Here is a 12,787-nt window from a genome sequence, read left to right on the forward strand (position 1 = left end):
GGTTTCCCTACCTACATTGTGCACCAAACCCATGGTCAATTATGTATGGAGGCCAAAGTGTATATTTCATCGTTCCCTACAAACCCTATTCCTATAACTGCCCGAATGGAGGCTGATTACCCATGAACAAACGAGTATCCGGATTATTGATGATTTCTTGTTTATTGATAAGCATGACTGCGGCCTGCGGTTATGAGAAGCTCAGCAGAAGCAGCGATCACGATTACGGTAGCCGGAAAGCCGGAGACGCCAAAATGCTCGGCGGCAAAATGTACGGGACTTCTTCCGCCAACAATCCCCGCCAGCATGACAATGCCTTTTTCGAATACAGCAATAAGCTGTCTAATGAAGTTTCCAAGCTTGGCGGCGTAGGCACCGCCATCGTAATGCTCACCGACAAGAATGCCTATGTAGGCCTTGCTCTCGATTGGTCGGCCGTTGGCACCAAGAGCGCAGGGCGTACCGACGAACAGGACCGCAGCGGTTCAAGCGAGGGCGTATACAATCATGACACCGGCAGTCAACGCTGGGATAACCGTCATCTGGTCACGCCCTATAACTCCCTATTCACTGTAAATGACCACAGCATGCTTTCCCCTGAGCTGAAGCAGACCGTAGCCGTAAAGGTCAGGGAGCTTGCCCCGGCTGTCCAGGAAGTGCATATTTCGGCCAACATGGATTTTGTGAACGAACTTAACGAATATGCGAAAGAAGCCTGGATGAATCATTCCCTTACTCCATGGCTCCAGGACTTTAATACCCTCGTGAAATACCAGTTTGCGGGCGGAGATATCATGCCGCAAAAGATTAAGGATTACGATAATATGCGCGCCAAACAAAAAAACGGACAATCCATTATTCCTACCCATTAATGAATTTCCAAAAAAATCTCTTCTATTATATATGCAAAAAGGATCAGGTTGCCCTGATCCTTTTCATTTGATTCACATTCCGCTGAATAAGCAGTCCGCAGCAAGCCCCGATAAACGACAAAGCCGACATGCACGCGTACAAAGGAGGTCCCCCTATCCAGTCAAAGAGCCAGCCACCCACCGTCGAGGATATAATACTCGATATCCCGAACAGCAGCATCGCGAGTATCGTTTGTCCGGTCGCTTTCCACTGCTCCGGAATCAAGGTGTACAGATATTGAATGGATGCTGCATAGAACAGGACAAACGAAACGCCCTGCAAAAGCTGCAGCCATACAATCGCAACCGGGTTATCCCACCAGGCAGAGAGGGCAAAACGAATCACATAAAAAAACGCCGCTACGGAGATGAACTGCAGTTCCTTGCCCGGCTTGATGAACCGGTTAATTAAAGCGAAGAATGCGACCTCGGCCAGCGTCATTATGAACCAGGCCAATCCAACCATCCCTACCCCGCCGCCAAGGCTTTGCACGTACAAGCCGACGTAGCTGTCGTTCATCCGGTGCGGGATCGCGATCAGAAGCACCAGCAGCAGAAACTGTACGGTACGCTTGTCCTTGAAGAAGGGCTTCATATCCCGCCAAGCCACCGGCTTGCCGGCTGCCGGAGTTTCGGGCAGCATGGCGCAGAGCAAAAACGCGAGAACGCCGTAAGCGGCAAACAGATACATAAAGCTGCCCATTCCGTACCTGTCGCCAATATAGCCTATTATATAGGAAGCGACAGCATACCCAAGCGCGCCGTACATCCGGACGGTACCAAAGCCAACCCCCGCTTTTTCCGCCAAGCGGTAATTCATGCTCTCGGTTAACGGGTCGGCCGGCATCAGGAAGAAGTACATTGCCGCCGTCAGCGCAAATGCGGCTGGCATTAGCGATATCGAGAACAGCGCCATCCCAAGTCCAATCGAAGCCATGAGCAGGATCAAGAGCACTGCCTTGACCGTTTTATATTTATCGCTGATCATTCCCCAGAGCGGCTGCGAGACCACTCCGATAATGCTTCCCGTCCCCAGAATAACCCCGATCTCCGATGCCGTAATGCCTTTCTCCGCGAAATATAACGGAAGGAACGACAGAAACATCGCAAACATCGAGAAATAGAAGAAGTTGTATCCCCTTAGCAAAACAAGCTTCATATCTTATCTTTCATCCCTTCATTAAACCTGAACCCATCATACCCTATTTAAATGAAGGAATGCATTCGAAACTTGCTTAACGAAGCGGAGCAAATCCTTCAATCTCAGATAGAATTTCATCTGCGCGCGCAAGTACTTCGTCCGTCAATACTAGATCGATAGCCCCCAGGTTCTCTTTGATTTGCGAAGGCCGGCTTGAGCCGATGATTGCGGAGCTTACACCAGGCTGGCGCAGCACCCAGGCAAGGGCAAATTGCGATAAGGTACCGCCGATTTCGCCCGCCAGCTGCTCCAGCTTTTGAACGCAGGCCAGTACATCCTCCCGCATATAGCTATTGATGACGAAGTTCGTACGGTCATTAGCCGCGCGGCTGTCTGAAGGGGCAGCTTGTCCCGGTTTGTATTTACCCGTCAACACGCCCTGTGCCAGAGGAGAGAACACGACTTGCCCAAGGCCCTCTCTTTCGCTTACCGGGAGTACTTCCTTCTCGATATAACGCTCAATCATATTGTAGATCGGCTGGTTGGAGACTAGAGGGCGAAGACCAAGGCGTTTACCGATCCCAACCGCATCGGTAATTTGCGCGCCCGTCCACTCGCTGATTCCCGCATAGAGAACTTTGCCGGAGGCAACCAGATCGTCTAATGCTCGAAGAGTCTCTTCCACCGGGGTTTCCGCGTCATAGCGGTGACACTGGTATAGGTCAATATAATCCGTGCCGAGACGTTTTAAGCTGGCATCGCATTGCTCCATAATATGTTTGCGCGACAAACCGCGGTCATTAGGGCCGGCGTCCATCGGAAAATACACTTTGGTAGCCAGCACGTAGCTGCTGCGCCGGAATTCCTTAAGGGCTTCGCCCATTACCTTCTCGGCTTCTCCCCGGTTATACGCATTTGCCGTATCGAAGAAGTTAATCCCGTTCTCATACGCATACCGGATACATTCTCTTGCCGTATCTTTCTCCGTGGCGTCGCCGTATGTAAGCCAGCTTCCAAGACCAATCTCGCTAACCTTTAATCCGCTGCCTCCGAGTCTTCTGTATTTCATCCGTTGACTCCTCCTCGCCTGATCTCTTTCAAGGCTAAGTGTAAGGCAGGCCGTATTCTTTTTAAAGTAGTGAATGTTTTTTTAATTTATTATTTCTATTATATATACTATACTGGAGGTAACTTTGGCTCGTTAAGAAAGAAAGGAGCTTTAATGATCATGAACGCGAATAATTACATTCCGAAAGAACCCGAAACAATTGAATGCAATATCGAAAAAACGCTGGACGTCATAGGCGGCAAATGGGCATTTCTTGTGATCAGAGAGTTATTCTGCGGTACAAAAAGATTCGGTGAGCTTCAACGTCTGATTCCGGCGGTTAGTCCGCGGGCATTGACCAGTACGCTTCGCCACCTGGAGGAAAAAGGCGTGCTTGAACGGCAGGTTTTCCCTACCGTACCCGTGACGGTTGAATATACGCTTACGCCAAAAGGCGAGGACCTGCATGCGATTCTGAAGCAAATGAAGCTTTGGGCAGCCAAATGGACCTAACAATTTCTTACTTTTACTTGCTTTTTCTGGCGAGTCATCGTATACTATAAAAGTTGTGTTATATTTAACCCCTGTATATCCCTCCAAAAAACAGAAAAATTCATGATTTCCTCGAATTTCGATTTTTCTTTTTCTGTTAATTCCAATCCTTACGAACAGTAAGAACTTTGATTCACACTGGCGCGGTCTAGGAGCCGCAAGGACGGAAGAGAGGCAGGGCTTTCGTTGTTTTAAAGTATGCTTACAAGCTGCTTTGCCCGTTACGCAAAGCAACCCAGAGTATGCGCAAGATGAACATCTCACACAAATCTTGTTGCAATTAACAAGGGATATGAACCACGCGGTCAGCATGATGCTGCAAGTAATACAAGCCGCCGAGGTTAAATATAAGGTACACAAGCCAACGGCACCCGCTTAAGGGTGCCGTTATCCATTTCTAGCTGTTTTTCCCTCTTGATGAGTATCCTTTGCTGTACTCCTTGAAGCTCAGAAAGACGCATAACACAAGGAAGCAGATAAACAAGGTGGCTCCTATATCGCCATAAATCCCCCGCATATTGCCGGCCATCGTACCCGCAACCACAGAGACGATCGCGCAGGCCAGCGTCAGCCATACCCCTATTCCGTAACCGGATATATTCAAATCGGGCGGCATACTCTTTTTCTTCCGGACGGCAAGTCCAATAAACAAGCTTCCAAGGAACAGGATCTGTACGCCAAACGATAACGGCAGCATGCCAAAAGCGTAAAATAACGAAACTTCATCCGTATTATCGAATGAAATGGCTGCCAGTATCGTAATGACGATCCCCATTGGCAAATTGATAAAATCGAATTTCTTTTTCTTCGTATAGGATGCAATTCCCGTCAGGATGGCTATGTAGAGCGCCGCGAATTTGATCAGCAGAATAGGTACGTAAAGCGAGATGAGGAACAGGTCGATTCTGTCCAGAAAGTCAGTAATGTGAATCTGCTGTACCAGAATCCAGCCGATGTAGAGCACCCTTGAGGAAAGGATCGGGCTTACGACGCTAACGACACAAAACAGCCAGATCGTCAGAAACATAGCGGAGTAAATGACCCCCACTTTCATGGCTATGTAGATATCGCGCGGCTTCCTCACATGATGCAGGAAGGACCCGAATATGATCAAATCCGTGAAGGAGCCTAAGGCAAGCATGCCTCCCTTTAACGGCTGGGCTATTCCACCGCTTAGAAACGGCTTCAGCTTCTGCATATCAATCTCGTTCAGGAGCAGCAGCGGCGTAAGAACATACAGGGACAGGAACAGCGTGATAAACACGACGTTTGTCCGGAATAAATGCTCCATGGATCCTCCTGCATAATAGGCGAGCAGAAGCATCGTCATGAGCAAGATATAAATCTGCGGCGTACGCAGCAGAATAGAGGAGCTGAAAAAGTCGCTGTATATACGCAGCTGACTAATTAAATCCAGTGTCAGGTACGCGATTAGTATGCCGTTCAGCAGCCCGCCAAGCCATTTGCCGCAGGAATACTGCATCATTTCGTACATATTTTTTTCCGGGTTGAAGCGCAGCATCCTCCACAGCAAATACGCCATAAAGATGCCGTACGGAATCGGAAACAAATAAGCGTACCAAGCATCTTGATTGGAAGCCATCGTAATAGCCGTCGGCATCGTGTTCATATTGGAAGCAATCAGCAATGATCCAACCAGCATAGACATTTGCATGGTCGTAACTTTCATCCGGTCCTGCATGCTAGACCCCCTGCCCTCTCATCAGAACGTAAACGCCCATAACCATTGCCCGCATGAAGGTAATGTTCATAATGGAGTATATTTTGTGGTTGACGCAAAAAACGATTAACAGGGCGATGACACCCACCACTGTGAAAAACATTGCCTTGCTTGATCCGTCTTTCATGTTTTTCCATTTCACCTTCGCCGTGCCAATCACTAGAAAGATCACAAAAACGATAAACCCTAAATCCATCTATTGATCCTTCCTTCCCAGATTCTCGCTGGTCATCCCGAACCTGTACAAGTTCGCAGTTGCGGAAACTTCGAATTTAATTTTAGGGAAAATCGTATCCCACTCGTTGCGGTATTGCTTGGTCCATATTTGAGGGTATGCACGGTATACGTGAAGTCCAAATCCGACGGCATCGCAATTGGCATGCTGCATGCTATCCAGCGCGAGCTTGATGTCTTCCACCACCCGCTTGGTCACCAGTTGCTCGATCTGCTTACGCTGCTCGTAATCGTCATAGTTTCTGTTCAGATTCCTGTCCTCGTTAACGCTGACTTTCACTTTCGAATGAATACGAAAGCTAAGATTACCGTTCTGAATGATCGGTTTGATGCTAACCTTAGCCTCATTGATGGCTAATGTAAGGTAATTACCTTGATCGCTAATAGTCTCGTCGTATTTACGGAATTGTTGATTGAGCAGCCGGAGGCCAATGGCCGTGCTCCCTTTGGCTACCCCGGTCATTTTTCCGCTATTCGTAAGCGCAAAACCTTCGATCAGAACATCCTCTGCCTCCGACCCCTTGATGTTTGTTCTCACTTTCTCTACATAAGGAAAAAAGGCATCCTCCCCGATCGCGATAATCTTGCTGATAATATCCTTCACGGAAATCCGTACGCTTGCCTCGGATTGAAGAAGCTCCCTCATCGATTCCGCGGAGAAGCGCTCAAGACGAGTATCGGCGTTCAGCACATCCACCGCTTTGCCTTTTGTTATGGCTATGAAGGCGGTTAACCGGTTTTCCGGTGTACGGGTTAAGGCATCGATAACCGTTTTTACCCCTTCGGTCCTTGCCAGGTCTTCACCAATAATAATGACGCGCCGATGACCGAAAAACAGATGCCTTGGCAGACGGAACTGAAGCTTCGAGACCGCTTCGCGAACCGTTTTGCCGGTTTCGGTCTTGATAGCGAACGGCTTTTGCCCGCCGGAGCCGCCTCCGCCGCCCATGCTTCCCATATTGCCTGGGAGAGGTATAAGTACGCTAACCCTGAAGCTATCGTCTTCTTTATCGATGGCGCTTGCCAGTACAAAAGCGACGTCGTTAATTTCACGCCGGTCCCAACAGCCCGTCAGCGTGAGGAGCATGCCTACACATACGCTGATGGAAACCACACGCCATATTCGGATTATTTTCATACGGATATAGGATACTCCTCTCCTGCTTATTCTGGCTGCGGACGCTGACGCTCTAGGTTGTCGGGAGTCAAATACTTCGGACGCTTCCGCATCTTCCACCAAGGCGCGCGAACCATGACATCCTTCATATCGCTTAGATCAATCGGCGTAACCGGGGCCAGATAAGGAATGCCAAACGTCGTCAGCTTTGCCAAGTGACCAACAACAACCATGGCCGCGATCATAATACCAAGCAAGCCAAAGATCGAAGCAAGCAGCATGATCGGGAATCGAAGCATCCGGATGGCGATCGCCGCATTGTAACGAGGCAAGGTAAAGGATGCAATACCCGTCATTGAGACGACGATAACCATCGCCGCCGACACGATACCAGCCTGAACGGCAGCCTGACCTACTACAAGCGCTCCCAGGATACTGACGGCCTGACCGACAGTCCGGGGCAGCCGTACGCCCGCTTCGCGAAGCGCTTCGAAGGCGATCTCCATAATTAACGCTTCCACGACGGCGGGGAAAGGAATCGCTTCGCGCGAGGCCGCGATGCTTAGCAGCAGGTTGGTCGGAATCATCTCCGGATGATAGGTAGAAACCGCGATATACAATGCCGGGGCAAACAAGGCGACAAACAAACTGAATAATCTCAACCATCGCAATAAAGTGCCTAACATAAACCGCTCATAATAATCCTCACTTGCCTGCAGCCACTGCCAGAAGCCAAACGGAGCGATCAAGGCAAACGGGGTGCCGTCTACAAGGATGGCAACCCGGCCTTCCAGAAGCGATGCCGCCACCGTGTCCGGACGTTCCGTCGTTTGCACTTGAGGGAACGGAGAGAAGCCTTGATCCTGGACAAACTCTTCGATATAACCGCTCTCCAATACGCCGTCGATATGAATCCGGCTTAAGCGGTCTTCCACTTCTTGCAGCAGCTTGGGATTAACGATTCCGGCCATATAGGTAAGGATTACGTTCGTATTCGTCTCGGTTCCGATCACGAAGGACTTCATCTTGAGCCGCGGCGACTTGATCTTGCTTCGCACAAGCGATGTATTCGTACGGAGATGCTCATTAAAGCCCTCGCGTGGACCACGAACGACGGTTTCCGTCTCGGGTTCGGCTACGCTGCGGCGGATGCCGCCTCTGAGGCCTAGGCAGACCGCAGTGTCTTGCCCGTCAACGAACAGAACGCTGTCGCCCGACAACAGGTTGGTAAGCAGCTCTTTGTAGAATTGAATCTTGGAGGCTTGGGCAACCGGAAGCGTAGTTTCGGTTATCAAGTCAATGGTAAACTCGCCGCCCTCAAGGATCATAAGCGCCTTCATCGCCGCATCCACGGCACTGGTCGTAACCATCCCGTCCACATAGCAGAGCAGCGCCTTGGGACCATTCTCGATCTCGAATTCGCGCATCACGATATCCGAGCTGTCTTTGAAGAGCTCCTCCATTATTTTGCCGTTCGCTTCTACAGTGGGCCGGATGGGCACATCCTGGAACTTGTTAATCGCGTAATGATCCAATTTCCCTTCGGGTAAGCTTCTGGCCTTGGTTTTCGTCGGCACTGTTGTCACCACCGTTCATTAATACAGGTTATGATTACCTATTTCGCCTAAATTATGATGAGCGTTCTCTTCTGCATGATTCGGTGCCCAAAGCGCCAACCTATTGCTTAGGAAGGGAGGGAATGACCATGACATCGCCAAAAAACCGCCGCGAAAACGCTTGGAAGCAGCGTAAGCATACGCAGCATCCAACGCATGGCAAAGTGAAATCCTTCGATGAATTGAGCAAGGAAGTTGGACGGACTAATCCTAATGATGTAGAGATTTACTAAGGTGAGGTAGCTGCGCTTAATGGCAGCTTAGATTAGAGAGATGTAAGATGGGCAGCCGCTGCGCGGAAATAACGTCCTTCCGATCGCTGTTGCCCCCGAATTTCTTTGAATGTAATCCGCTTATTGCGGATGAAATTCGGGGGCAAAGGCGCACACTTCGTTTCTCCAGTACGTTATTTCCGCTCCGCTCCCTCACCTTTTCTTTTTTGAGACCGTGTCGGCAGTCAGCTTACCCTGACTGCCGAGCTTACATACCGCTCAGTTTTACCCGTTGATTCAAGGAATCCTCGAGCAATGGCGATCGGAAGAACATTTGAATGCGCAGTTCGCCTCTTTAAACAAACGAATGCGCAGTCGCTTTTTAACCACGACAAAAAAGACCATCCTTTAGGGCAATGCCCCTTAGGATGGTCTTTCTGTCGTTTGGTTATTCTTTTACGCCGCCGAGCTGCATGCCGACAACGAAGTATTTCTGCAGGAACGGATAAACAACGAGAATCGGCAAGGATGCGACGATTGTAATGGCAGCGCGGATCGACAGAGGCGTAACCATTGCTTTTGCCGCGCTGGCATCGCCGCCGTTTTGCAGCGCCGGATTACTGTTGGAGTTCATCGCCGACGAGAGAAGCTTCATCAGCTCATACTGAAGCGTGCTGAGCTCCTGCTTGGAAGAGGTGAACAGGAACGTATCGAACCAAGAGTTCCACTGTCCTACCGCTACGAACAAAGCCACCGTTGCGAGTACCGGCTGGCAGAGCGGCAGAATGACCTGCAGGAAGATGCGGAAGTCGCCAGCACCGTCTACTTTTGCCGACTCGATCAGGCTCTCCGACAACGTACCGATATACGTGCGGATGACGATCATGTTAAAAGCGCTAACCAGGCCAGGAACGATGTACACCAGGAAGTTATTGAGAAGGTGAAGGTCCTTAACCAAGAAGTAATACGGAATCAGACCCGCGTTAAAGTACATCGTCATTACGATAATAATCGTGATTGGCTTACGGAAAGCATATTCCTTCCGGCTTACCGTATAGGCCAGCATCGTCGTAAGGAACAAGCTGAGCACGGTTGCCAGAACGGTACGCGCGATCGAGATAAAGAAGGCATTAAATACGGTGCCTGTAACAAATACCGCCTTATAGTTCTGAAGCGTCCATTCCCGCGGCCAGACGTAAATACCGCCCCGAATCGTATCAAGCCCCGCATTAAAGGATACGGCTAGCGTATTCAAGAAGGGGTAGAGCGTAACTACGGCCAGCAATATCATGATGATGGCATTGACTGTACCAAAAATCGCCGGCTCAAGCTGAAGTGTTCTTTTTCTCATTGTAATCCCCTCCTTATCAAATAAGCCTTTCTTCGCCGAATCGCTTCGCTATCGTATTGGCGGCGTAGATAAGCGTGATGCTGACAACCGTCTTGAATATACCTGCTGCGGTTGCAAGCGAATAGTTGCCCTGCTTGAGTCCGTATTTCAGTACGAATATATCTATGGTCTCCGACCAATCGACTACAACGCCATTGCCAAGCAAATATTGCACTTCAAAGCCAGCTTCCAGAATCCAGCCCAGGTTCATGATGAGCAAAATAATAACGATGGACTTGATGCCTGGCAGCGTTATATACCACATCTTATGGTAACGGTTAGCCCCGTCAATCTCCGCCGCCTCATACAGGGATGGATCAATCGAGGTAATCGCCGCCAGATAGATGATTGCATTCCAACCGACTTCTTTCCATACATGCGATGCGCCAACAATGCCCCAGAAATATTTAGGCTCACTAAGCCACATGATAGGCTCGTGAATAATCCCAAGCTTCATCAATACTTCATTGACGATACCGCCATCCACGGACAGCGAAGTTGCAACAATTCCAGTTACGATAATCCACGATAGAAAATGCGGCAAATACGAAATCGTTTGAATCGAACGTTTAAACAGCTTGTTCTTCACTTCGTTTAACAGAATCGCGAAAACAATGGCCGTTACGAAGCCTAATACCATGTTAATGGCACTCATGCCAATCGTATTACGCAAAACGCGCAAGAAACTGTCATCGGTAAACAAGAATTTAAACTGCTTTAAGCCAACCCACTCTTGCTCGCCGAAAGATTTTGCCGGCTTGTAATTCTGGAAAGCCATTGTCCAGCCCCAAATCGGGTAATACGAGAAGAGCATGACATAAATGAGTACGGGCAGCGACATCCACATAAGCTGACCCTGGTTTTTGAACCGCTTGGATTTGCGGGTCTTCTTAGGCTGGATAGCAGCCTCTACAGCTATAGTATCTACAGGTTTCGCCATCTCTCTTCCTTCCTCCGCTCCAAAGATAAAGCGGAAGGGCTGAGGCAGTCTGCTTCATCCCTTCCGCTTTCTGCTGCCTTACATTAATTGGTGCTCCAATTTTTAATACGCCATTGAATTTGTTCGTTAATGCGGTCCTCGTAAGCTTTTACGTTGATTTTCTTATACTCGTTTACGTAATCCTGCCATACTTTATCGAATTGATCAGGTTTCGACATAATCGCTCTAGGCAGGAATTTCAGCGAAGCATCCGTCATTTTCTTGTTGGCAATCGAAGCATCGGAGCCGTCAATCAGGTCGATCTGCCAAGCCGGGTAGTAAACCGGGTTATCCGGCGGCATCGAGAAGAATTCCGTCCATGTTTTGTGGCCGTAAGCATTCAGAACTTCTTTGTCGACATCTTTCAAGCTGTCATAGAATTCTACAGGGTCTCCGCCCGGCGATGTTGCATTGCCGTCGCTCAAAGTACCTTCAATCTTAGGCAGGTATCCGTAAATGCCGTCTCCGAGGTTAGCAAGCTTCCAAGCCGGATCCTCGTAGTTTTTGCGTTGCTCAGGCGTTCTGGTATATTTGCCGTCTGCGCCAACTTGATAGTCAACGCCTTCTTCGCCCCAAGTGAACATCTTCTGGTATTTCTCATCCATCAGCTGTTCAAGCGCTTGAATAATGCGTTTCGGATCCTTCGCGTCTACCGAAATACCAAAGCCGTTGTTCAAGTTGATAACGGCGCGGTCGCGGTAGTAGTCCTTAGTGCTTGTGTCATAAACAAGCGGGAAGCCTACGTAAGTGCGGTCGGACTTGCCTTGCGTATTCAGGGAATCTTCCGCGGTTTGGAAGTTCCAGTGCTGGTCGAACATACCAAGGACATTGCCTTGAGTCAGCTTCGCCAGATACTGGTCATAGTTTTGAGTGAAAGCTTCTTTATCCATCAGCCCTTCGTTGTACAGGCCATTCAATTCTTTATAGTAGGTTTTCGAAATATCCTGTGTCGCGAAAACGCTTGCCACGCCATTGTCTACAACAACGCCGCCGTCGTTTGGATGTCCTGTCAGATGCTCAGGCGCATTCAGCAGGCCGAATGTCCGCCAGTCGGACGCGAGTGTCGTAAAGCCGATTGTTTTCTGACCGTCGATTTCAGGATATTTCGCCTGATATTCGCGGATCAGCTTCATATAATCATCAAGAGTTTGGAGTTTAGGATAACCGAATTCCTTCAGTACGGCTTTTTGAATCCAGAAGGCTGGACCGCTGTAGAACGTTTCGTTCACATTGCCTTGATACGCGCCGTAGTTAGGCAGCCAGTAAATGTGGCCGTCGGAAGGATCCTTCATCCGGTTCCAGTATTTCGCGTAATGCTCTTTCAGCTTTGGAGCATACTGCTCAATAAGATCTTCAAGCGGAATAACAGCACCCGCCGATACAAGCTTAGGGTCCGCGGTAATCAAATCAGGATAGTCGCCGCCGGCAATCATAACGCCAAGCTTTTGCTCAAGGTCGCCTACCAGGAATTCCGTCTTAAACGTAATGCCCAGATCTTCTTTAATTTTTTTGAACAGCTTGTTGTCCGGTGTTGGCGATTGGCCAGGAGCCCCGATAAAAGCGGAGATCTCGATTGGCTTCAATGCCTCATCCGTTGCATTTGTGCCCGAATTGCCTGCGTTCGCAGATGCAGATGGCGCAGCGGACGCATCGCTGTTACTATTTTTGCCACCGTTATTGCCATTACTGCACGCTGCAACCGTTAAACTCAAGGCAACCGCGACTGCCATAGTTGTCAACAATGGCTTTTTTGCTTTAACCCCCATTTGCTTCTCCTCCTACGGATTGTGTGCTTACCTCTACATTATGAAGCATTTGAATGCGTTTACATCATAATCAGAGTTAA

The 12,787-nt window shown here is 49.2% G+C and carries 12 protein-coding genes; 3 read left to right on the forward strand and 9 right to left on the reverse strand.

The window, feature by feature from the left end:
• Positions 1-122 precede the first annotated feature (122 nt).
• Positions 123-872 carry a hypothetical protein gene (locus ACR9FF_RS25670; RefSeq protein WP_127495362.1) on the forward strand — a complete coding sequence of 250 codons (750 nt, stop codon included), beginning with the start codon at positions 123-125 and terminating at the stop codon, positions 870-872.
• A gap of 43 nt (positions 873-915) precedes the next feature.
• Here ACR9FF_RS25670 and ACR9FF_RS25675 read toward each other — a convergent pair whose 3' ends face one another.
• Together ACR9FF_RS25675 and ACR9FF_RS25680 are read right to left on the reverse strand one after the other, a co-directional pair.
• Positions 916-2,070 carry an MFS transporter gene (locus ACR9FF_RS25675; protein ID WP_435166246.1) on the reverse strand — a complete coding sequence of 385 codons (1,155 nt, stop codon included), beginning with the start codon at positions 2,068-2,070 and terminating at the stop codon, positions 916-918.
• 76 nt (positions 2,071-2,146) lie between these two features.
• The gene (locus tag ACR9FF_RS25680) at positions 2,147-3,121 is read right to left on the reverse strand and encodes an aldo/keto reductase family protein (RefSeq protein ID WP_127495364.1); all 975 of its coding nucleotides are present in this window, start codon (positions 3,119-3,121) and stop codon (positions 2,147-2,149) included.
• A gap of 153 nt (positions 3,122-3,274) precedes the next feature.
• On the opposite strand from ACR9FF_RS25680, the gene ACR9FF_RS25685 reads away from it, so the two are divergent.
• On the forward strand, positions 3,275-3,613 hold the full coding sequence (locus tag ACR9FF_RS25685) for a winged helix-turn-helix transcriptional regulator (RefSeq protein ID WP_127495365.1): 339 nt from the start codon (positions 3,275-3,277) through the stop codon (positions 3,611-3,613).
• Between the two features lie 436 nt (positions 3,614-4,049).
• On the opposite strand, the gene ACR9FF_RS25690 is transcribed toward ACR9FF_RS25685, so the two are convergent.
• Genes ACR9FF_RS25690 through ACR9FF_RS25705 form a run of 4 tightly spaced genes read right to left on the reverse strand, consistent with a single transcriptional unit; the run spans position 4,050 to position 8,321 of the window.
• Positions 4,050-5,354, reverse strand: a complete 1,305-nt coding sequence (locus ACR9FF_RS25690; protein WP_435166250.1) for a GerAB/ArcD/ProY family transporter — start codon at positions 5,352-5,354, stop codon at positions 4,050-4,052.
• A gap of 1 nt (position 5,355) precedes the next feature.
• On the reverse strand, positions 5,356-5,589 hold the full coding sequence (locus ACR9FF_RS25695; RefSeq protein ID WP_435166253.1) for a hypothetical protein: 234 nt from the start codon (positions 5,587-5,589) through the stop codon (positions 5,356-5,358).
• Positions 5,590-6,765, reverse strand: a complete 1,176-nt coding sequence (locus ACR9FF_RS25700; protein WP_435166256.1) for a Ger(x)C family spore germination protein — start codon at positions 6,763-6,765, stop codon at positions 5,590-5,592.
• Between the two features lie 26 nt (positions 6,766-6,791).
• On the reverse strand, positions 6,792-8,321 hold the full coding sequence (locus ACR9FF_RS25705; RefSeq protein ID WP_435166259.1) for a spore germination protein: 1,530 nt from the start codon (positions 8,319-8,321) through the stop codon (positions 6,792-6,794).
• A gap of 128 nt (positions 8,322-8,449) precedes the next feature.
• Here ACR9FF_RS25705 and ACR9FF_RS25710 point away from each other — a divergent pair, with 128 nt between their 5' ends.
• The gene (locus ACR9FF_RS25710; RefSeq protein ID WP_164775478.1) at positions 8,450-8,593 is read left to right on the forward strand and encodes a DUF6254 family protein; all 144 of its coding nucleotides are present in this window, start codon (positions 8,450-8,452) and stop codon (positions 8,591-8,593) included.
• Positions 8,594-9,020: 427 nt separating this feature from the next.
• Here the strand turns inward: ACR9FF_RS25710 and ACR9FF_RS25715 are convergent, their stop codons facing one another.
• The 3 genes from ACR9FF_RS25715 to ACR9FF_RS25725 all read right to left on the reverse strand — a co-directional run bounded on the left by ACR9FF_RS25715 (position 9,021) and on the right by ACR9FF_RS25725 (position 12,707).
• The gene (locus tag ACR9FF_RS25715) at positions 9,021-9,923 is read right to left on the reverse strand and encodes a carbohydrate ABC transporter permease (protein ID WP_127495370.1); all 903 of its coding nucleotides are present in this window, start codon (positions 9,921-9,923) and stop codon (positions 9,021-9,023) included.
• A gap of 16 nt (positions 9,924-9,939) precedes the next feature.
• On the reverse strand, positions 9,940-10,902 hold the full coding sequence (locus ACR9FF_RS25720) for an ABC transporter permease (protein ID WP_127495371.1): 963 nt from the start codon (positions 10,900-10,902) through the stop codon (positions 9,940-9,942).
• Between the two features lie 83 nt (positions 10,903-10,985).
• Positions 10,986-12,707, reverse strand: coding sequence for an ABC transporter substrate-binding protein (locus tag ACR9FF_RS25725; protein ID WP_127495372.1), 1,722 nt, complete (start codon positions 12,705-12,707; stop codon positions 10,986-10,988).
• Positions 12,708-12,787 lie beyond the last annotated feature (80 nt).

The organism is Paenibacillus glycanilyticus, assembly GCF_051200795.1.
GTDB classification, from domain to species: Bacteria; Bacillota; Bacilli; order Paenibacillales; family Paenibacillaceae; genus Pristimantibacillus; species Pristimantibacillus glycanilyticus.

What these genes read in the sequence shown, in the direction of transcription:
- ACR9FF_RS25670 (WP_127495362.1), top strand. Translation starts at nt 123, where the DNA reads ATGAACAAACGAGTATCCGGATTATTGATGATTTCTTGTTTATTGATA.
- ACR9FF_RS25675 (WP_435166246.1), bottom strand. Translation starts at nt 2,070, where the DNA reads ATGAAGCTTGTTTTGCTAAGGGGATACAACTTCTTCTATTTCTCGATG.
- ACR9FF_RS25680 (WP_127495364.1), bottom strand. Translation starts at nt 3,121, where the DNA reads ATGAAATACAGAAGACTCGGAGGCAGCGGATTAAAGGTTAGCGAGATT.
- ACR9FF_RS25685 (WP_127495365.1), top strand. Translation starts at nt 3,275, where the DNA reads ATGATCATGAACGCGAATAATTACATTCCGAAAGAACCCGAAACAATT.
- ACR9FF_RS25690 (WP_435166250.1), bottom strand. Translation starts at nt 5,354, where the DNA reads ATGCAGGACCGGATGAAAGTTACGACCATGCAAATGTCTATGCTGGTT.
- ACR9FF_RS25695 (WP_435166253.1), bottom strand. Translation starts at nt 5,589, where the DNA reads ATGGATTTAGGGTTTATCGTTTTTGTGATCTTTCTAGTGATTGGCACG.
- ACR9FF_RS25700 (WP_435166256.1), bottom strand. Translation starts at nt 6,765, where the DNA reads ATGAAAATAATCCGAATATGGCGTGTGGTTTCCATCAGCGTATGTGTA.
- ACR9FF_RS25710 (WP_164775478.1), top strand. Translation starts at nt 8,450, where the DNA reads ATGACATCGCCAAAAAACCGCCGCGAAAACGCTTGGAAGCAGCGTAAG.
- ACR9FF_RS25715 (WP_127495370.1), bottom strand. Translation starts at nt 9,923, where the DNA reads ATGAGAAAAAGAACACTTCAGCTTGAGCCGGCGATTTTTGGTACAGTC.
- ACR9FF_RS25720 (WP_127495371.1), bottom strand. Translation starts at nt 10,902, where the DNA reads ATGGCGAAACCTGTAGATACTATAGCTGTAGAGGCTGCTATCCAGCCT.
- ACR9FF_RS25725 (WP_127495372.1), bottom strand. Translation starts at nt 12,707, where the DNA reads ATGGGGGTTAAAGCAAAAAAGCCATTGTTGACAACTATGGCAGTCGCG.